The sequence below is a fragment of the Silvibacterium dinghuense genome, assembly GCF_004123295.1.
GTDB lineage: Bacteria > Acidobacteriota > Terriglobia > Terriglobales > Acidobacteriaceae > Silvibacterium > Silvibacterium dinghuense.
This window is the reverse complement of record NZ_SDMK01000001.1, coordinates 1,859,008-1,878,912: the sequence shown is the minus strand read 5'-3', so window position 1 is coordinate 1,878,912 and position 19,905 is coordinate 1,859,008. Positions and strand designations below refer to the sequence as shown.

The 19,905-nt window shown below is 61.2% G+C and carries 16 protein-coding genes, 1 tRNA gene and 3 riboswitches; of the genes, 15 read left to right on the top strand and 2 right to left on the bottom strand.

All coding sequences use genetic code 11. The annotated features are described in order from the left end of the window. Positions 1 to 20 precede the first annotated feature (20 nt). The 13 genes from bglX (at position 21) to ESZ00_RS07295 (ending at position 14,259) form a co-directional block, all read left to right on the top strand. Entirely contained in the window at positions 21 to 2,324 is a 2,304-nt protein-coding gene (gene bglX / locus ESZ00_RS07355) for a beta-glucosidase BglX (protein ID WP_129207460.1), read from the top strand. Between the two features lie 69 nt (positions 2,325 to 2,393). Continuing rightward, positions 2,394 to 2,483, top strand: a tRNA-Ser gene (locus ESZ00_RS07350). A 111-nt stretch (positions 2,484 to 2,594) separates the two neighbouring features. Continuing rightward, positions 2,595 to 2,765, top strand: a riboswitch (cobalamin riboswitch). Between the two features lie 131 nt (positions 2,766 to 2,896). Beyond that, positions 2,897 to 3,451: a bifunctional adenosylcobinamide kinase/adenosylcobinamide-phosphate guanylyltransferase gene (gene cobU / locus ESZ00_RS07345; protein ID WP_129207459.1), complete on the top strand. Its 555-nt coding sequence runs from the start codon at positions 2,897 to 2,899 to the stop codon at positions 3,449 to 3,451. 61 nt (positions 3,452 to 3,512) lie between these two features. Continuing rightward, a riboswitch (cobalamin riboswitch) is annotated at positions 3,513 to 3,688 on the top strand. Between the two features lie 11 nt (positions 3,689 to 3,699). After that, positions 3,700 to 6,162: a TonB-dependent receptor gene (locus ESZ00_RS07340; protein WP_129207458.1), complete on the top strand. Its 2,463-nt coding sequence runs from the start codon at positions 3,700 to 3,702 to the stop codon at positions 6,160 to 6,162. Further along, the gene (gene cobT / locus ESZ00_RS07335) at positions 6,147 to 7,214 is read left to right on the top strand and encodes a nicotinate-nucleotide--dimethylbenzimidazole phosphoribosyltransferase (protein ID WP_129207457.1); all 1,068 of its coding nucleotides are present in this window, start codon (positions 6,147 to 6,149) and stop codon (positions 7,212 to 7,214) included. The genes ESZ00_RS07340 and cobT overlap by 16 nt, the downstream gene beginning before the upstream one ends. Further along, the gene (gene cobS, locus ESZ00_RS07330; protein WP_229741014.1) at positions 7,211 to 8,002 is read left to right on the top strand and encodes an adenosylcobinamide-GDP ribazoletransferase; all 792 of its coding nucleotides are present in this window, start codon (positions 7,211 to 7,213) and stop codon (positions 8,000 to 8,002) included. Before cobT ends, cobS begins: the two co-directional genes overlap by 4 nt. A 2-nt stretch (positions 8,003 to 8,004) precedes the next feature. Further along, positions 8,005 to 8,562, top strand: coding sequence for a histidine phosphatase family protein (locus ESZ00_RS07325; protein WP_129207456.1), 558 nt, complete (start codon positions 8,005 to 8,007; stop codon positions 8,560 to 8,562). Continuing rightward, positions 8,559 to 9,359 carry a hypothetical protein gene (locus ESZ00_RS07320; protein WP_129207455.1) on the top strand — a complete coding sequence of 267 codons (801 nt, stop codon included), beginning with the start codon at positions 8,559 to 8,561 and terminating at the stop codon, positions 9,357 to 9,359. The genes ESZ00_RS07325 and ESZ00_RS07320 overlap by 4 nt, the downstream gene beginning before the upstream one ends. Continuing rightward, complete coding sequence (locus tag ESZ00_RS07315) at positions 9,356 to 9,934, top strand: cob(I)yrinic acid a,c-diamide adenosyltransferase (RefSeq protein WP_229741013.1); 579 nt, start codon at positions 9,356 to 9,358, stop codon at positions 9,932 to 9,934. Before ESZ00_RS07320 ends, ESZ00_RS07315 begins: the two co-directional genes overlap by 4 nt. 8 nt (positions 9,935 to 9,942) lie before the next feature. Next, on the top strand, positions 9,943 to 10,623 hold the full coding sequence (bluB, locus tag ESZ00_RS07310; protein ID WP_129207454.1) for a 5,6-dimethylbenzimidazole synthase: 681 nt from the start codon (positions 9,943 to 9,945) through the stop codon (positions 10,621 to 10,623). Continuing rightward, positions 10,620 to 12,209 carry a cobyric acid synthase gene (locus ESZ00_RS07305; protein ID WP_129207453.1) on the top strand — a complete coding sequence of 530 codons (1,590 nt, stop codon included), beginning with the start codon at positions 10,620 to 10,622 and terminating at the stop codon, positions 12,207 to 12,209. Before bluB ends, ESZ00_RS07305 begins: the two co-directional genes overlap by 4 nt. Beyond that, complete coding sequence (gene cbiB, locus ESZ00_RS07300) at positions 12,206 to 13,174, top strand: adenosylcobinamide-phosphate synthase CbiB (protein WP_229741012.1); 969 nt, start codon at positions 12,206 to 12,208, stop codon at positions 13,172 to 13,174. Before ESZ00_RS07305 ends, cbiB begins: the two co-directional genes overlap by 4 nt. Continuing rightward, complete coding sequence (locus tag ESZ00_RS07295; protein WP_129207451.1) at positions 13,174 to 14,259, top strand: pyridoxal phosphate-dependent aminotransferase; 1,086 nt, start codon at positions 13,174 to 13,176, stop codon at positions 14,257 to 14,259. Before cbiB ends, ESZ00_RS07295 begins: the two co-directional genes overlap by 1 nt. 9 nt (positions 14,260 to 14,268) lie before the next feature. Here the strand turns inward: ESZ00_RS07295 and ESZ00_RS07290 are convergent, their stop codons facing one another. Together ESZ00_RS07290 and ESZ00_RS07285 are read right to left on the bottom strand one after the other, a co-directional pair. After that, positions 14,269 to 17,814, bottom strand: coding sequence for a TonB-dependent receptor (locus ESZ00_RS07290; RefSeq protein ID WP_129207450.1), 3,546 nt, complete (start codon positions 17,812 to 17,814; stop codon positions 14,269 to 14,271). Positions 17,815 to 17,891: 77 nt separating this feature from the next. Further along, positions 17,892 to 18,086, bottom strand: a riboswitch (cobalamin riboswitch). A 19-nt stretch (positions 18,087 to 18,105) separates the two neighbouring features. Next, on the bottom strand, positions 18,106 to 18,735 hold the full coding sequence (locus ESZ00_RS07285; protein WP_204520164.1) for a histidine phosphatase family protein: 630 nt from the start codon (positions 18,733 to 18,735) through the stop codon (positions 18,106 to 18,108). 168 nt (positions 18,736 to 18,903) lie between these two features. On the opposite strand from ESZ00_RS07285, the gene ESZ00_RS07280 reads away from it, so the two are divergent. Together ESZ00_RS07280 and ESZ00_RS07275 are read left to right on the top strand one after the other, a co-directional pair. After that, on the top strand, positions 18,904 to 19,125 hold the full coding sequence (locus ESZ00_RS07280) for a CbtB domain-containing protein (RefSeq protein WP_129207449.1): 222 nt from the start codon (positions 18,904 to 18,906) through the stop codon (positions 19,123 to 19,125). A 9-nt stretch (positions 19,126 to 19,134) separates the two neighbouring features. Continuing rightward, on the top strand, positions 19,135 to 19,857 hold the full coding sequence (locus ESZ00_RS07275) for a CbtA family protein (RefSeq protein ID WP_129207448.1): 723 nt from the start codon (positions 19,135 to 19,137) through the stop codon (positions 19,855 to 19,857). Positions 19,858 to 19,905 lie beyond the last annotated feature (48 nt).

The following is a 19,905-nucleotide window of genomic DNA, read 5'->3' as shown; positions in this document are numbered from 1 at the left end:
TAGCCAGAAAGACAGGCACGATGCAAAAGAAACAGTATGACGCACCTATTCTTCTCCTGCTCCTTGCCTTCCTCGGCATGGCACGCTTTGCTGCCGCGCAGGCGATGAGTGAGCAGGAGGCTGCCGCCAAGGCGCAGCAGATTCTGTCGCAGCTCTCCACCGGGGAGAAGATCGGTCAGCTCAGCCAGCTTTTCTATTTCGGCCCCAAGGCTCCGGCCGAGCTCTCACCCGGCATGCCGATTGAAGATGCCGTGGCCAAAGGCGATGTCGGCTCGCTGCTCTTCGTTACCGATCCTGCCACGATCAACCGCCTGCAGCACATCGCCGTCGAGCAGTCCCCGCATCATATTCCGCTTATCTTCGGCTTCGATGTCATCCACGGCTTCCGCACCATCTTTCCGGTGCCGCTGGCGATGGCTGCCTCGTGGGACCCGGCGATGGTCACACGTGTGCAATCGATCGCCGCCCAGGAGGCCCGTTCCGTGGGTATCGACTGGGCCTTTGCGCCAATGGTCGATATCGCCCGCGATCCTCGCTGGGGACGCATCGTCGAGGGTGCTGGGGAAGATCCATATCTCGGCTCGGCGATGGCTGCTGCGCAGGTGCGCGGTTTTCAGGGGGATGCGATCGGCGAGTCCGATCACCTGCTGGCCACCGCCAAGCATTTTGCCGGCTATGGTGCGGCCGAGGGAGGCCGTGATTACGAAGCCTCTTATATTTCGGATGCGCAGCTCTGGAACATCTATCTGCAGCCCTTTCACGCTGCGGTGAAGGCCGGTGTCGGGACCTTGATGAGCGCCTACATGGATCTCAACGATGTGCCCGCCTCCGGCAATCGCTGGCTGCTGCATGATGTGCTGCGCGATGCGTGGGGCTTTCAGGGTTTTGTGGTCAGCGATGCGGATGCGGTCAAGAGCCTGGCCGCGCATGGCTTCGCAAAGGACGAACAGGATGCCGCAGTGCGTGCCGTTACCGCGGGTGTGAACATGGAGATGGCCCTCGGCCATGATGCCTACACGAAGGGCCTGCCCGAAGCACTGAAGCAGGGGCTTGTCACCGAACGGCAGGTCGACGAGGCCGTGCTGCCTATCCTCGAGATGAAGCTGCGCATGGGCCTCTTCGATCATCCGTATGTGGATGAAGCCCGCTCGGAGCGCATTCTTGCCGACCCTGAGCATCGTGCCGCGGCGCGTCTCGCGGCCGAGCGCTCGGCGGTGCTGCTGCGCAACGAGGGTTCGCTCCTGCCGCTGAAGCAGAGCAGCCTGCACCGCGTGGCCGTGATCGGTCCGCTCGCCGACTCGAAGCTCGATACGCTCGGCTCGTGGTCTTTTCAGGAGAAGCTGCCCGAGACGGTTACGGTTCTGGAAGGATTGAAGAACAAGCTTGGTCCCGGAGCGGATGTTCTCTATGAGCAAGGCGTTCAGATCCGCCGCAAGTATCCTTCGATGTTCGATGCCCTCTTCGGTGTCAAGCCGGAGCCAGAATGGCCGGCCTCCGAGGCAAAGCAGCATCTCGATAACGCGGTCCGCGCGGCCCGCGAGTCGGACATCGTTGTCCTGGTGCTCGGTGAGGCGCAGAACATGAGCGGTGAGCGTGCTTCGCGCGAGTCGCTGGCGCTGCCTGGCGAGGAAGAGCAGTTGCTCGAAGCAGTCGCGGCTGCTGGTAAGCCCGTCGTTCTGGTGATGCTCAATGGCCGTCCGCTCGATCTGCGCTGGGCCTCCGCGCACGTGCCGGCGATTCTCGAGGCCTGGTATCCGGGCACGCAGGGCGGCAATGCCATTGCGGACCTGCTCTTCGGCGATGCCGTTCCGGGTGGCAAGCTGCCCATCACCTGGCCGCGCGATGTAGGGCAGGTGCCTCAGCCCTACGCTCACAACACCACGCAGGACCCCGAAGACAGCGGTATCCGCTACTGGGATGAGGAGAGCACGCCGCTCTATCCTTTCGGCTACGGCCTCAGCTACACGACGTTCGCCTTCTCCAACCTGAAGCTCGATCGCTCTGCCGTTACCCCGGCCGATACCGTAAATGTATCTGTCGATGTGACAAATACAGGCGCTGTGGCCGGGGACGAGGTGGTGCAGCTCTATACGCATCAGCGCTATGGGCTTGCTTCGCGTCCGGTGCGGGAGCTGAAGGGCTTCGAGCGTGTGAGCCTCAAACCCGGAGAGACGAAGACCGTCCACTTCGCCCTTGACCGCGATCAGCTCGCCTACTGGAGTGCGGCCACGCATGGCTGGACCTTCGATCCCTCGATCTACGATGTGTGGGCCGGAGACGACTCCCGGGCCGCTCTTCATGCGCAGTTCGAGGTGCAAAAGTAGGCTTTGGGCCAGTCGGGCTCCAGCGGACGCGCTGCATTACAATAAGTGCAGCGTGTCCGCGCCCGTCGCGGAGGGATGTGTGAGTGGTTGAAACAGGCGGTCTTGAAAACCGCTTTACCCGTAAGGGTAACGGGGGTTCGAATCCCTCTCCCTCCGCCAGCTTTTAATCCTTTTCTGCAGTTTTCCACTCAAAATCCAGAGTTCCTGTGCATGCGGAGGAAGACGTTCCCCTGCATCGGCTGCAGGCGTTGACCTTCCGGCAGCCGGACGGTATCTTTCAAGACATCTGGTGTTCGGGAAGGCGGTGCGAATCCGCCACTACCCCGTAACTGTGAACGCGGAGAGATCGGCATTTTGCGCCACTGGGACTGAAGTTCTGGGAAGGCCGCTCGATTTCAGTGAGGCGTGAGTCAGGAGACCGGCCAGATGCCAGTCCGGGCTGATTCAACTTCGATGGGAGAGTTGAAGAGCATGAGCACGGGATCACCTTCCGGATCACGTGGCAGCGGATTTCTCGTTCCTTCCCGCTTTGCCTTTGTGCGTTCGCCCTGGCGAGCGCCGGAAAGCCGAGCATGTTCACACCTGCACCTTCGCGCGTAACCCTCGTCCTGGGCGGGGTGCGCAGCGGCAAGAGCCGTTATGCGCTCGAACTCGCCTCGCATGCTGACCGTGTAACGTTTCTCGCCACCGCCGAGCGGCGGGATGACGAAGAGATGCGGCGCAAGATCGAACGCCATCGAGCCGAGCGGCCCGGGCACTGGAAGACAATCGAAGAGCCGCTGCGGCTGGCTGAGACGATTGGATCGGTGCAGGATTGTGATCTGCTGGTTATCGACTGCCTCACCTTATATGCGGGCAAGCTGCTCGACACCTTCAGCGGCGATCCCGACGGGCTGTCGAAGGCTGTTGCTGATCTTTGTGCTGCATTGAAGGCAGCGCCCTGCTCTGTGATCCTTGTATCGAATGAAGTGGGCAGCGGAGTAGTTCCGGCCTTCGAGCTGGGGCGGCGCTATCGCGATCTGCTGGGCGAGATCAACCAGCGTGTCGCGGCCCTCGCTGATCATGTGGTCCTCATGGTGGCGGGGCTGCCGCTCACATTGAAGGGTATGGCGGCTTCCGCGCCTTAGCGTTTTCCTGTGATCGAAATGGACTGTCGCGGTCCGTTTCGATGCAGGGAGTGTATTCACGGAACATCATCACCAGCAGGGTGTCGGGAAGCGCGGTGCAAATCCGCCACTACCCCGTAACTGTGAGCGCAGAGAGAAGTGCAGGAAGTTCTAACGCCACTGGAGCCTGGCTCCCGGAAGGCAGCACTTGCTCGATGACGCGCGAGTCAGGAGACCGGCCCGGCTGCAGCACGAACCCGAGGGGGAACATGTCTGTTTTTGTACGTCGATTGTCTACCTGTGGCTTTCTCGCACTTTTCCTGTCTCCGTCATGGTTCCCCACTCTGCAGGCGCAGAAGTTCGGTGAGCTTCATGGCACGGTGGTCGATCCGCTGGGCGCGGCGGTTGCCGATGCCGCGGTGAGTCTCGTCGAGAATGAGCATGTGATCGCCAGCACGCGCAGTGACCGCACCGGCGCGTACCATTTCGCAATCCCGGCTGCGGGGCGTTATAGCATTCGCGCCGCTGCTCCATCCTTTCAGGCTGCCGGCAGTCAGAGCGTATATCTCTCCGCGTCCGGAGACGGCGAGCTGAACGTTACGCTCGCCACGCCCACGCTCACGCAGCAGGTGACGGTTACTTCGACGGGTGCTCCGACGCCGGAAGCGCAGACCGGAACCTCGGTGACGGTGATGCCGTCCGAGGACTTTCGCTATGCTGCCGAGGTGCAGGACCCGCTTCGCCTGGTGCCAGGACTGCAGATGACGCAGACCGGCGAGATGGGCGGCACGACTGCGCTGTACATCCGCGGCGGCGCATCGGATGCGAACAAGGTGCTGATCGACGGCATCCCGGCCGATGCTATCGGTGGAGCGGTGGAGTTTGCCAACCTCGCGAGCACGGGCATCCAGTCGATCGAAGTGCTGCGCGAACCGAACAGTGCGCTCTATGGCTCCGATGCGCTGGCCGGTGTCGTCAGTCTTACCACGCCGTGCGGATCGACGGAGCTACCCTACATCACCTATGCCGGCGAGGCGGGCAACTTCCGCACCTATCGCAACAACGTGACCGCGGGCATGGCATATAAGCATTTCGATCTCTACTCGGCCTTTGCGCGCATCGACACCGACAACAACATCCCGAACAGCGAGTTCCACAATGCTACCTATGCCGGTAACTTCGGATGGACGCCGAACCGGGCCAACGATCTTCGCTTTACCGTACGCCATGTCATCGTCTCCGGTGGTCAGCCGAACGCCATTGCGCTCTACGGCATCCCCGACGACGGGCAGCAGAAGGAGCAGGATAACTATTACGGCGTGACCTGGAATAACCAGGCTACGGATAAGTGGCATAACATGGTTCGCTACGGAGGTCTGCGGCTGAACTCCGAATACAACGACTTTGGCGCGACCGGTATTTACGATCCCGAGATCGGGTACTGGCTCGGCGCGCCGGTCACAATCACCGGCGCCAACGGCTACTCTGTGCATGGACAGGCCATCTTTCAGTACAGCGATACCTATTCGCAGTACCTGTCGCCATCGAGCCGCGACTTTGTCTACGCGCAGAGCGATTACAGCGTGACGCCGCACTTCCTGGCGCTCGGCGCATTTAAGTACGAGCACGAGTATGGCGCGGCGGGATACACCGGCGAGACACCGAGCACGATCAGCCGCGATAACTACAGCTACACGCTGCAGCTCTCCGGCGATGTCCGCAACCGGCTCTTCTGGAACCTGGGCACAGGGCTTGAAGACAACGGCCTTTTCGGATTTGCGGCGACTCCGCGTGCGTCGCTTGCGTACTACCTCGTGCGTCCTTCGGACCGTAGTTTCTTCAACGGCACCAAGCTGCACGCGAGCTTCGGCAAGGGCATCAAGGAGCCGAGTGTCTATGACCAGACCAACTCACTTTACGGGTTGCTGGAGCCGCTCTCCGATGGCGCGCAGCTGATCTCGCAGTATCACGTAACGCCGCTTGGAGCGGAAGATTCGCGCACCTACGATGCTGGCGTGGATCAGCAGATCTTCAAAGGACGCGGGCTTCTGGGTGTCACGTACTTCCACAATGCATTTACGAATGGAGTGGAATACGTGCCGCAGGCCGGCCTCATCGAGCTGGGCATTCCGGCTGCCGATCTGCCGCCCTTCGAATACGGCGGAGCCTACATCAACTCGCTTGCGTATCGCGCGCAGGGCGCCGAGGTCGAGCTACAGTATCAGCTGGGTACGCATCTCTTCACTCGCGGCGGATATACCTACACCGATGCCGTGGTGCAGCATTCGTTCTCGAGCGATAACCTCTCGCCCAGTTACAACACTGCGTCGAGCTTCAGCAATGTCCCCATCGGCGCCGACTCTCCGCTGGTCGGCGCGCGGCCCTTTCGCATCGCTCCGCATACCGGCTACTTCGCGCTCAACTATACGCAGAAGAAATTCTATGCCACGCTGAGCGGCACGCTGGTCGGCCGCCGCGACGACAGCGACTTCCTCTATGATGCGAACTTCGGTACCAGCCTGCTGCTTCCGAATCGCAATCTGCTGGGCGCGTATCAGCGGCTGGAGCTCGGCGGCGGTTATCAGGTTTCGCATCGGGTGAATGTGTACACCAATATCCAGAACCTTTTGAGCGAGCATTATTTTGAGGCATTCGGTTATCCTGCGCTTCCGCTCACCTTCCGGTCGGGTGTTCAGTTCAACTTTGGAGGGTCTTCATGGAGCCTGAAGTAAGCGCGCTTCTGTCCGGCATAGAACGGCCGAGTGAGGAGTGGCGCAGCAGGGCGCGTCAGCATCTCGACACGCTGACCAAGCCACTGGGAAGCCTGGGGCGTCTCGAAGATATGGCCGCGCAGATCGCAGCCATCCGCAGAGAACGCATGAGCGAGCCGGCTCGTAAGGCAGTCTACGTCTTTGCCGCCGATCATGGGGTGGCGGAGTCAGGCGTGAGCGCCTATCCACGCGAAGTCACGGTGCAGATGGTGCACAACTTTCTCTCCGGCGGCGCAGCCATCAACGTGCTTGCGCGGCAACATGATGTGGCGCTGCACGTAGTGGATGTAGGCGTGGATACGGACTTCGGTGAAATCCCCGGCCTGCTGCACCACAAGGTGAAGCGTGGCACGCGCAACATGCTGCATGCGCCGGCGATGAGCCGGGAAGAGGCGCTCGCCGCGCTGCACACGGGGTATCGCCTGGCGAGTGAGGCTGCGGCCGCTGGCTGTTCTATCATCGCGACCGGCGAGATGGGCATCGGCAACACGACAGCGGCCAGCGCTATCACCTGTGCGCTAACCGGCGCTACCGCCTCACGTGCGACAGGCCGCGGTACAGGCGCGAATCCGGCGACGTATGCGAATAAGGTGCGCGTGGTAGAGGCAGCGGTGGCGAAGCATTTCTCTGCGCCTGCAGCTGTCTCGTCTTTTGAAATCCTGCGCTGCCTGGGAGGCTTCGAAATCGCTGCCATGGCTGGCGTGGTGCTGGCTGCGGCGCAGCATCGCATGGTCATGGTGCTCGATGGCTTTATCTCGACCGCTGCTGCCGCGGTCGCTGTCGGCATGGCTCCCGATGCTCTCGGCTATCTCATCGCAGGCCACTGTTCGGAGGAGCCAGGACACAGCATCCTCCTCGAACATCTGGGCCTCGCTCCGGTGCTCTCACTGGGTATGCGTCTTGGCGAGGGAACGGGAGCGGTTCTTGCCATGCCGGTCATTGAGTCCGCGATTGCGCTCTACCATCGGATGGCCACGTTTACCTCGGCGGGGATCAGCGGAGCGACCCCGTGAATCCGCGGGCGCAGATGCGGCGCGTGCAGCCTCGGCGTACATGGTTCGATCTGCTCTCGGCCGTGCAGTTCCTTACTCGGCTAAGGGTGCCGACGCCTCCCTACGAGCAGGATTCGCTGGCGCGCGCCGTGAAGTTCTTTCCTCTGGTGGGGTTGTTGATTGGATCGGGCAGTGCAGCTCTTGATCGCGCGCTCACACCGCATCTGCCTGCGCTGGTGGTGGCACTGCTTGTGGTCGTGTACATGATCGCGATCACTGGTTGCCTGCATGAAGACGGGCTTGCCGACGCAGCCGATGGCTTCGGCGGCGGATGGGATCGCGAAAAGGTGTTGGCGATCATGCGCGACAGCCGCATCGGCACGTATGGTGCGGTGGCGGTGGTGCTGAGTGTGCTGGCTCGTGTGCTTCTTATTGCTTCGCTGCCGCAGACCCATGTGAGTGCCTATCTGCTGGTAGCTCCGGTGCTGAGCCGGTGGACGACATTGCCGCTCAGCTTCATTCTTCCCCCGGCTCGAAACAGCAGCGCAGACCAGGTGGACGGGCAAGGGGCGCGCATTGCCCGGCTTACGACATCCGGTAGCCTTGTGATCGGCAGCGTGCTCAGCCTCGTGATGGCAATTGCGTTGTTACGCTCTCATGCTCTGGCTCCGGTGCTTGCGAGTCTCGTCATGACGCTCGTGACCGCGCTTTATTATCGGTACCGTATCGGCGGCATTACGGGTGACTGCTTCGGAGCGACCAACCAGCTCACCGAGATCGCGGTGTATCTCTGTGGGGTGTGGATTTAGCGATGACGCTGCTTTTTATCCGCCACGCCGAGACAGATCTGGCCGGACGATTCTGTGGACATTCCGATCCGCCGCTCAATACGAAAGGCCTGAAGCAGATGGAGCAGATGCTAAAGGAGCTCGAGCGTGATTGCATCGACGCTGTGTATACGAGCGATCTTGTGCGCGCGCGGACCACGGCGGATGCCATCGGAAGGGCCTTCGGAGTGAAGCCCGTTATCATGCCGGAGCTGCGCGAGATGTTCTTTGGAGAGTGGGAGATGTTGAGCTGGACAGAGATCGAGTTGCGCGATCCGGTTTATGCGCAGCGATGGTCTGCGGAGTTTCCGCATCTGCCGGCGCCGGGCGGCGAGCGCTTCGAGGATTTCCAGTCACGTGTTCTGCGCTGCGTGAAGGAACTCTTCTCATGGCATGAACACGGGATGGCTGCGGTAGTGACGCATGCAGGTGTCATGCGTGTTGTACTGCAGGCGATCTGCGGACTCGAAGCGCAGGATGCATGGAAGCGTACGCAGAGTTACTGCGGCTATTTTCGCTGTCAGGCAGGAAAGCTGATATGAGCAAGGCGTCGACGTGGGTTCGAGAGCTGGCGGCGTGGGGGCTCGACGAGGATGAGTATCGCCCGGCTAAATATTGCGGCGATGTGGATACAGCGCGTGCGCTGCTGTCACGGCGGCCTTCATTCGATGCGGAGTCAGCGATGGTAGAGTGCGCGAGTTCTACGTTGCAGACCGGCTTCGCAGAGCACGCGCTGCGGGCTGATCTTCGTGCCGAGATGGCTGGACTTGCCTGGTCGCTTGGCGTGGTTGATCTGCGGAAGCTCATCGCCTTTCAGCGCCGGATCACACTCGTTCCTGCGGCCAGTGAATCTTCGCTTCCTGCTGCGGACGACTGGGATAGTCTGATGCAGCTGTGCTTTGCTGAGCCGAAGGTGGTGGCCTGCGATGTGACGCATGCCAGCGGCTCCCTTGTGCTGCGCTCCGGCAATCCAAATCTGCAAGCCCGCATCACCGGTAATGCCGCGAGCCTGGTCTCGGTGCATACAGGCAGTCCGTTCTTCGAAGTGGCGGAGTATCGCGGCCGCTGGTTCCTGCGCGACGGCTATCACCGCGCTTATCATTGCCTGCGGGATGGAGTCTTTCATCTGCCGGCCGTTATCGTTCATGCAGGAACGCTCGCAGAGCTGGGAGCGGTGCATCCGTGGTTCTTTCCGGAAGCTGTGCTTTTGTCGGCGACGCCGCCGCGTGTGATCGACTTTCTCGACGACGCGCTGGTGATTCAATATGCGCGACTGCCTCTCATCAAGACCATTCGCATCACCGTGGAAGAAGCCTATACCCTCGAAGGAGAAGCATGATGAGCATCGCAACCAAACGTGGAGATGGCGGACAGACAGGTCTCGCCGGTGGCATCCAGGTCTCGAAGGCGCATCTGCGCGTCGAGGCGTACGGTACCGTGGATGAGCTGAACACACATCTCGGCTTTGCACGAAGCATCTGTCAGGACAAGGAGATCGCAACGTGGACCGAGGAGATCCAGCGGACGCTTTTCCGCGTGGGCTCCGCGCTCGCGACGCCGCCTGAGAGCCGCAAAAAGCCGCCGGTGATCAGCGCGGAAGATGTGGACAAGCTTACGGAACTGGTTCACAACATCGAAGCGACGGAAGGCATCCTCGCCGACTGGTCGCTGCCTGGAGGTCATACGGAGTCGGCCGCGTATGAGGTGGCGCGCACGGTTTGCCGCCGCGCCGAGCGCTGCGCAGTGAGATTTGTGGAGAGCGGAGAAGCCGTGCAGCCCGAGGTCCTGGCCTATCTCAATCGTCTCTCGGATGTGATCTGGCTCTTTGGCCGCCGTATCGAACACAGCGCGGGTGTGAACAGCCGGCTTCGCGAAGATACCAACGCCGGGCCAAAGTTTTCGAGAGCATGGTGACGCAGTCGATGAACTCGCAGTTGGATAGGCCGTCTCGCTTCAGCGAGGCTGAGCGCCTGGCCGTCTATCGCGCCATTGCCGGGCGCCGCGATGTGCGCAGAGGGTTCCTCGATCGTCCGCTCGAAGAAGAGTTACTGGGACGTCTGCTCGCGGCCGCGCACAGCGCGCCTTCTGTAGGCCTGATGCAGCCTTCGCGTTTGATCGTCGTCCGCGACTACAATATCCGTAAAAAAGTGCATGAAGTATTTGAAACTGCAAACCGCAAGGCGGCTGCGAGCTACAGCGACGAACGTGCAAATCTGTATTCCGGTCTGAAGCTCGAGGGCATTCTGGAAGCTCCGCAAAACCTCTGCGTATTGTGCGACGCGGGCAGCGGACGTGGGCACGGGCTGGGGCGCCAGACCATGCCGGAGACGGCACTCTATTCCACAGTGTGCGCGATCCAGAATCTGTGGCTGGCGGCGCGCAGTGAAGGTGTAGGCGTTGGCTGGGTCAGCATTCTCGATCCTGCGCCGCTTTATGAACTGCTACGCATCCCCGATCATCTGACGCTGGTCGCGTATCTCTGCCTTGGGTACGTCGAAAGCTTTGCCGCGGAGCCGGATCTCGAGCGCTTCGGATGGGAGACGCGCATGGAACTGAAGTCCGTCGTCTCGTATGACCGTTATGCAGAGGAGCCCGGGCGATGACGGCACGCGCCATGATGGTGCTCGGCACGTCTTCGCACGTTGGCAAGTCTCTGCTCGCGGCTGCGCTCTGCCGTATCTTTGCGCAGCAGGGCTACAGCGTCGCTCCGTTCAAGTCACAGAATATGTCTCTGAATTCCGCGGCAACTCCGGAAGGGCTGGAGATCGGGCGCGCGCAGGCGCTGCAGGCCGAGGCCGCGGGCATTGCGCCGTCTGTACACATGAATCCGATCCTGCTGAAGCCTGCGGGTAACATGAGCTCGCAGGTGATCGTGCATGGCAGGATATGGGGCAGGCTTTCAGCGGCGGAGTATCATCTTCGCCGCGTGGATGAGCTGCTGCCGAGGGTGCGCGAGAGTTATGAGACGCTGGCGGCGGAGCATGATGTCCTCGTGCTCGAAGGCGCTGGCTCGCCCGCCGAGATCAACTTGAAGCAGCACGACATCGTGAACATGCGCATGGCAGAGATGGCGGATGCCGCGTGCCTGCTTGTCGGCGATATCGACCGCGGCGGTGTCTTCGCCTCGTTGCTGGGTACGGTAGAGCTGCTCGAACCGCACGAGCGGGAGCGCATACGCGGATTCGTTATCAATAAATTCCGTGGCGATGTATCGCTGCTTATGCCGGGCATCCGCATGATCGAAGAGCGGCTTGGCAAGCCATGTCTCGGTGTGGTGCCGTATCTCGATGCGCTTGCGCTTGAAGAGGAAGACAGCCTTGGGCTGCCTGCGGTAAATGCGGAGCAGCATGCGCGATGGGCCATCTCCGGAGCACAGAGGCCGCTGCGCATGGCCGTTGTCGGCTTCCCTTCGCTCTCAAACTTTACGGACTTCGATGCGTTGCTGGCTGAGCCGTCGGTGGCCGTTCGCTTCTGTCGCAAGCCGGAAGATCTGCGCGGGGCCGATGTGGTCATCCTGCCGGGCAGTAAGCAGACCGCCGATGACTTGCTCTGGATGCGCGACACGGGCCTGGAACAGGCGGTGCTCGTACATGCAGCCCACGGCCTCGTTCTTGGGATCTGTGGAGGCATGCAGATGCTGGGTGAGGCGATTTGCGACCCTGAGGGAGTAGAGAGCCACGGAGAACTGCGCGGACTATGCCTTTTGCCGATCCGTACAACCATGCGTTCGGCGAAGATCACGCGCAATGCTACGGGAAAACTCGCGTCCGGCTCACTCTTCGGCCAGCCGGTGCAGGATGTTCCTCTGCGCGGCTACGAGATTCATGTCGGCGAGACCATGTATATCGGCTCTGGTGAACCCTTTGCGCAGCTTATCCGCCATGCGCACGGCTCGCAGGAGGCGATATTCGACGGGTGCGTCAATGCGGATCGGCGGATCGTTGGCACGTATCTTCATGGGCTCTTCGACGAAGATGGTTTTCGCCATGCTTTTCTTGCGGCTGCTCGCGCGTATTTCCAGCTTGAGCCCGCGGGCGAGCTTCATGCCTGGGGCCTGAAGAGGCAGGAATCATTCGATCGGCTTGCGGAAGTGGTTCAAAAATCGCTTGATATGGCAAGCATCTTCGCATGGGCCGGACTCCCGTATGCGCCAGTGCGGGCCGAACAGCATCGCGAGATCGCGCTGTGAGACCGCAACTGCTTCTGCCCGCTGTGTATCTTGCGGATCAGGCTGCGGGCGATCCAGAGTGGTTTCCTCATCCTGTCCGCCTGATGGGATCGGCTGTCGTCCGAGGCGAGTCCCTGCTGAGGCGGCCAGGCCAGAGTAGAGAAGAGCAATTGCTTGCCGGCGCGATGTTGACTGCGACGGTGGTGGGTTCCAGCTATCTCCTTACGCGGCTCATGCTCGCCTGCGCATCTCGCTGTTCGCCGCATCTTGGTCGGCTTGCCGAGATCGGCTTTGGATGGACCTGTCTCGCCGCACGCAATCTCCAGCAGGAAGCCTCGCAGGTGCTTGCCGCGCTGAATGGCGATGACCTCCCGCTGGCGCGCACACGTCTCGCGCGCATCGTGGGGCGCGACACGGAGAGCCTCGACGCGCAGGAGATCAGTCGAGCGGTCATCGAAACCGTGGCGGAGAGCGCTTCAGACGGCGTGATGGCTCCGCTCTTCTACATGGCCCTGGGCGGAGTGCCGCTGGCCATGGCATACAAGGCGGTGAATACGCTCGACTCCATGATCGGGCACGCGGACGAGCGCTACCTTTACTTTGGCAAGGCCGCAGCGCGTCTCGATGATGCGGCGAACTTCATTCCGGCGAGGATGACGGCGCTGGCCGTGGTGGCCGCTTCCTGGCTGATGAAAGCGGATGCGGCAGGGGCGTGGAGGCTCTGGCTGCGCGATGGAAACTGCCATAAGAGCCCGAACGCCGGGCAGCCGGAGAGCGCGATCGCCGGGGCGCTGGGAGTACGTCTGGGTGGCGGGAACTGCTACGCAGGTGAATTTATCTCCGCGGAGCCGATCGGCGCAGGATTTCGAGCGCCCGAGTTACATGATGCGCAAAAAGCGGTGCGCGTGGTTTCTGCTGTCGGCCTGTTGGGCCTTGGAGCTGCGGTGCTTCTTGGCTGCGTGCTTCATTCACGGAGAAAGCGTTGATGGAATTCCGTCCTTTGCATGGAGGCCAGCTCCGCGCGCTCTCTGCCCGCTTCGGAATCCCCGTATCCGAGCTGCTCGACTTCAGCGCCAATATCAATCCTGACGGGCCCCCGCATGCGGTGCAGGCTGCGCTCAGGGAGGCTTTTGCCGATCCATCGGTCCTGATGGATTATCCGGATTTTGAAGAAGTGGAGTTGCGGAAGTCGCTCGCGCGGTATGCGGGTGTTCACGCTGAACATGTCGTGGTATCGAACGGCTTTGTGCCACTGCTGGATGCTGCGCTGCGTGTGCTGCCTGTCCGGCGTTGTCTGGTGTCGATGCCCGCGTTTGTGGAGTATCGCCGAACCTTGGAGCGAGCGGGCGTGGCCGTGATGCCGCACAGGGGGCGTTCTGACGAAAACTTCCGCATCGATCCGGGTGCGCTCTTCGGGCGTAAGTGCGACTCGATGCTGCTGGCGAATCCACAGAATCCTTCCGGTGTGCTGTTATCTCGCGAGGCATTGCTGCAGATTGTGGAAGAGGCAGCGCGGCGCAACATCGTCGTTTTTCTCGACGAGGCGTTTATCGATTACGCCCCCGAGGCAACACTCTCCGGCGAAGTTGAGCGATTCTCTCATCTCATCGTTTTTCGCTCGGTCACCAAATTCTTTGGCATGGCGGGGCTGCGCGTTGCCTATGCGCTTGCTTCTCGAGAGGTGAGCAGCCGGATGCAGGAAGCGATTGCACCTTGGTCTATCACCACGCTCGCTTCGCTGGCTGCGGCCTGTGCGGTACAGGACGAGGCGTATGTGCAGCGCACGCTTGCCCGGAACGCAGAGCGCCGGCAGCGATTGCAGCGGAGGCTCGAGGAGCTTCGGATCTTGTTCTATCCTGCCGCAGCGAACTTTCTGCTGCTGCGCCTGCATGGCTCAGTGGATGCTTCCGCATTCTGGGAGCGCATGATCTGCGAGCACCGCATGGTCCTTCGCAACTGTGCCAATTATGAGGCGTTGCCCCCAGGGCATTTGAGAGTTGCGGTTCGCGCCGATGCGGAGAATGAGCGTCTGCTGAAGGCGCTCACGGGAGAGATGGCAAACTTTCTTTGACCAGACCGCTCAGAAGGAGAACTTTGCTGCTATCTGCAGAAGCCGTGGCGCTTGTGCGCTGACGATCTTGCCGAAGTTCGTGTCCTCGATCTGTCCATCTACCGATGCTGGACCGTAGAACTGGGCATGGTTGAAGACGTTGAAGGACTCAAGGCGAAGCGCGAGAGAGCGGGCATCGGTGAAATGTACATCCTTCTCGAGCGTCGTATCGAAGTTTTCGATGCCGGGGCCGTAGAACATGCGCCGCTTTGCGTTGCCGAGCATGCCTTCGGTCTCCTCGGAGAAGAGCGCGGTGTTAAAGGCGGCTTTGCCGCTGCGGCCATTGGTGTTGATCTTCAGAGGGCCGGGAGTGAACTGCGGCGTGTCGAGCAGATAGTTATTCACGCCATTGCCGAGCGTGCCGAGTAGTGAGTTATCCGAGTTGTCGTAAAGTGTCACCGGGAAGCCTGTGGCGAAGCGCGTGTTGCCGGAGAGGCTCCAGTCGCTGGTCATGCGATTGTTTCTGTGCAGCAGCGCAGCGAAGGGTAAGGCCCAGGTGTAGCTCGCCTTGAAGCTGTGCTTCTGATCCCATGCGGAGATGGCGCGGCTCTGTCGCGGGTTGATGGGATTCAGTTGTTCGCCGATGTTCGACCCTTGGTCGATGGATTTTGCGTAGGCGTAGCTGAGCAGGAACTGTGAGCCTGCGTGCTGGTAGCGCAACGTGGTCTCGAGCGCGTTGTAGCTGGAGTTTGCAATCGAGCTGTCGGCCGTGTTCTCGCCGTAGTTCTCGCTGTCGGTGATGCGTGAGCCACCCGTTTGTCCCGAGCGTGTGCCGTAGATGGTGTTTCCGCTGCTGTCGGTGTAGTTGGAGTCTTCCCCAAACGGCCCGCATCCGCTCAGGCTGAGGCATAGCGCAGAATTGCCGGGGTTCGCGGAGACGACGGCGAGAATGTGATGTCCCTGGTTCCCGACATAGCTCACCGTGAGTATGGCATTGCGGAAGAGTTGCCTCTGAAGTGAGAGCATGTAGTTGTTGATGTATGGCGCGCGGTTGCGATGATCGAAAAACGGATCGGCCGAAAGAGGCATGAAGTTTGCCCAATCGATAGAAGTATCCGGGTTTGAGCGCGAAATGCTATGTGAGGGAAAGTCGAAGGGAAAGCGCTGGCCGTTATCGACGCCGGTAGCCGCGGTGATGAACGGCGTGGCCATCAGTGGCGGAGCCGGGCTGAGGTAGGTGTAGCCGAAGGGTGGCACGGCATACATGATGCCTGCGGCCAGGCCGGGAAACTGCGTATAGAAGAGGCCGTAGCTGGCGCGAATGCTGCTCTTGCCGCCGCTACCCAGCAATGTTTGCAGGAAGCCATTTTCGGGATGCGGTGTGTAGGCGATGCCCAGGCGCGGCGCGAAGTTTCGGTAGCCGGTGGGTGCAATCGTCTTCGGTACTCCAGGGTCGCCCGCGACGACAAGGCCTGACGGCGCGCCGGGATAGAGCGTGGATTGCTCTCCGGCGATGTAGGTCTGAATCTGGTTGTACTTCTCCCAGAAGGGCATGATCATATCCCAGCGCAGACCGGCATGGATGGTGAGGTTGTTGCGTGCGCGCCAGCTATCCTGCGCATAGAGGCCGAGGTAGCGATTGCGCAGGTAGAAGGGCTGGCCCGAAGACTGCGTGAAGTTGCTCGGCACGCCGATGAGGAAATCGGCATAGGCGGAGCCGGTTTCTGTTCCATCCAGGTTGAAGGTGCCGTTGAAGGTCGCGTTGGGATGCTCGTTCACCTCATCGGCGTGGAACTGCCCGCCCGCTTTGAGCGTGTGCGAGCCCATCACCTTGGAGAGGCCGTCGCTGAGGTAAATAGTGTTATTGACCTGTGTCATGTTCGTGATCGGCACACCCATGGTGAAGCTCGGGAAGGTCATGTTCTCGACGCCTTCATACTGCGGCGCCTGCACATAGATGCCAGTCGTATCGGCTCCGGTGACGAAGCCCTGCGAGGCTAGAGTCACGCCCAGGCCGCCCTTGGGCTGTCCCACGATGTTGGCGTTGCGCAGATACCCGAGATGGAATTCATTCACTGTCGTTGCGCCAAAGACCTTCGTGTCTCCAAGGGAGAAGAGCTGCGCGCGCCCGATGGTGAGTGCGTCGAAGCCCGGAATCGTGGCGCCTGCGACCGAGCCAGGATAAGGGTTATCGAGGTTGTAGTCGTCGATGAAGTAGTAGCCGGAGAGTTGGCCCATCCAACTATTGGCGTCGATGCGGATTGCGCCCTTGTCGTCACGGACAGTTTCGGCGTAGGCCGAGGTCGAGAACTGGTCGGAGCCGGTATTGGGCGACGGGATGTACTTCAGCAGGTTCTTCGCTGGTGCGGACCACGCGCTCTTTGGAATGACGCCATTCGGGAACACCGAGGAGTAGGCCTCGCCTGAGGTCACCGTATAGCCGAGATCCTGGCTGAGCAGGGACGCGAGATAGGAACCGCTTACGCTGCCGGTCAACAGGCTCTGCTGCGTTGAAGTGTTGAGAAAATCGCCGCCGCGCTCCGCTGTTGTGGGTACAGAGATATTTCCTGTCGAGATTCCCTGCGTGGTGCGCGTGCCCTGGTAGTCGGCAAAGAAGAAGACTTTATTCCGGATGACCGGTCCGCCGAAGGTGCCACCGAATTGATTCTGGCGGAAAGCGGGACGCGTGGGGTCGAAGTAGCCGCGCGCATCGAGATCGGTGTTGCGCAGGAATTCGAAGGCTTCGCCGTGGAACTGGCCGGCGCCGGACTTGCTGACGACGGTCACCATGCCGCCGTTATAGTTGCCGTATTCCGGATCGAAATTATTGGTTAACACGCGAAATTCATCGATCGAATCGAGATTGGGAATGATCGACGTGCCGCCGTTCATGTGCTCCTGCACGTCGATGCCGTTCACCAGAAAGCCGTTCGAGGACTCGCGCTGGCCATTGATCGAGAGGTTGCCGGGATTCAGATCGCCGGAGGGGTCGAGGCTGCCGGTGACGCCGGCCATGATGACCGAGCTCGCAAGCAGCGTGGAGATGGGCGCGACGCCGGGCTGGATGGCGAGCAGGTCAGTATAACTTCTGCCGTTGAGTGGCAGCGCCGTCATCTGTGCGCCAGAGACGACTTCGCCAAGATGCGTCGAACTTGTTTCCACCTGCGCGCCGGTATCGCTGGTGACTGAGATGGTGTCAGTCTGGCTGCCGACGGCGAGCACTACATCGAGGCGGATAGCCGCATCGGTATCGACCGAGATGGCCGTCTTTTTCTGCGTGGTAAAGCCGGCCGCGGTGATGGTGAGATCGTAGTGGCCTACGGGAAGGTCGGGGAAGGAGTAGAGTCCCTGCTTGTCGGACGAGGCCTGCCAAGCGGTCTGCTGCGCGGTGTTGATGAGCTTGAGCGAGGCTCCCACGATGACGGCGCCGGTGGAGTCCGTGACTGTGCCGGAGATGCTGCCTCCGCTGGCGGCGTGTGCGGGAATCGAGTTCAGAAGGAGTGCAATGACAGAAAGAGCGGGAAGACACGCTCGCAGAGCCGCAGATAAAAGAGCACGGAGCCGTTGTCCGGCCATCGGTAACCTCGCAGGGCATGAAAAGGCGCGAGGGCTCAGGGGGAGATGAGCGATCGTCCCCGTTTCCACGCGGAGAAGAGTCGAAAATGATCCGGGTAGGTCTCCTGACTCACAGGTTGATCCGTCACGAGACGGCTCAGATCCTCCGCCTTCCCCGTTTCCGAGTGGCTCTTGGAAGATCCATTGTCCTGATTACAGTGGCGGGACCGTGCCGGACTTCTCACCGGCTTCCCTGTTATGCCCTCGCGGGCACCCGGAGTATCTGAAAGCCACCATAGCATAACCGCACTCTTATTCCAGCGGTTCAGCCCGGAGTAGCGTACACCCCGCACAGCGCACGGTCCAGGTCGGGCCGCTCCGGCGCAGGTCGGTAAGGGTGAGCGGCGCGATGTCGAAGCGCCAGAAGAGCAGCGCGGGCAGGCGCAGCGCGTGGACGATTGCGGCCCGGATGCAGGCCGGGTGCGTGACGGTGACGATATGCTGCGGCTTTAAATCCGAATCCAGCCACGCGCCGACCCGGCGAATCAGCTGCTCGATGGATTCGCCGCCGTGTGGGGCGGCGTCCGGAGTGGTAAGCCAGGCCATCAGCCCTTCGGGTTCTGCCGATTGCACCTCGTCCATCGTGCGGCCGCGCCACTCCCCGTAGTCGCAGTCGCGCAGCGCTTCCGCTATAGCGGGCTCGAGCCTCAGCAGCCGGGCTGTCTCCTGCGTGCGCGCTTCGGGCGCTGCCCATACCTGGCTGGCTTTGGGCGCAGGCCAGCCGTGCGTCGCGAGCCGTTCCCGCTCGCGCTGGGTGATCGGCTCATTCCATGGGAAGGCCGCCGTCCGCTGCGACTCCGTGGCGGCATGCGCGATGAGGGTGAATCGAGTGCTCATAAATTCCTTCTCTGTGCGACGCTCTGCGCGTGGCATGCGCATCATCTTGACACTCATCATAGGGAGACATAGGGTTAATGCAGTCTTTGAAATGAAGTGAAGAAGCCGGTGCAATTCCGGCGCGGCCGCGCCACTGTGACCCCAAGCCAGACCTTCCTTCATTCCTTAAGCAATCTCTCGCTGTGGGACGCGTGATCCCGGGAGGCTTTCGACATGGCGCAATATCTGGCCGGCACTCTGGCTCCTCAGTCTGTTTCCATCCCCGCTATTCCGGTGCGGGAAATACTGCCGTGGGCTCTCTTCGGTGGCCTGCTCCTGCTTCTGGCGATCTACTTTGTGGGCGCGGAACAGGGAGCGACCTCGCTCATCCATGGGCATGTCGTCCATGAATTTGTGCACGACGGGCGGCATCTGCTCGGCTTCCCCTGCCACTGAGAGGACACCATGACCCGCATCCTGCTTGTGCGCGGGATGCTTGCGGGGCTCATCGCAGGGCTGCTTGTTTTTGCACTGGCCCGCTGGGTCGGCGAACCGCAGGTGGACCGCGCCATCGTTTTTGAGACGAATATGGATCAGGCCAAGGGCGAAGCACCCGAGCCTGAGATCGTCAGCCGCAAGCTCCAGAAAAGTCTCGGGCTCCTGACCGCAACCGCCGTCGATGGCATCGCTGTGGGCGGCATCTTCGCGCTGGTCTTCGCCTTCTCTCTCGGCAGGCTGCCGGTCACCGATCCACGTTCTCTTGCGGTGTTGCTGGCCGGATTCGGCTTCGTGACGCTCGCAGTCGTGCCCGCGCTGAAGTATCCGGCGAACCCGCCGTCCGTGGGTAATCCGGATACGATCGGCATGCGCACGGCGGCGTATTTTCTGCTGCTCGCCTTTGCTGTCGTCTCAATGGTGCTCGCGATCAAGCTGCAGAAGTCTCTCCATAGAAAGATGGGCGTATGGAATGCATCGCTGCTCGCGGCTGTATTCTTCGTGTTTGCGATCACCGCAGCGGCCCACTTTCTACCCAATATCGATGAGGTGCCTTCCGGCTTTCCCGCCACGCTGCTGTGGAAGTTCCGTGTCGCCGCGCTCGAACTGCAGGTGCTTCTCTGGAGCGTGCTGGGATTCGTCTTCGGATGGTTTGCGGATCGCAGCCTGAGCGCGCGGTATCCGGAGCACTGATCTCCGCAAAGGACTTGAATGATGCTTCCGTTTCTGCGAATGCGCTTC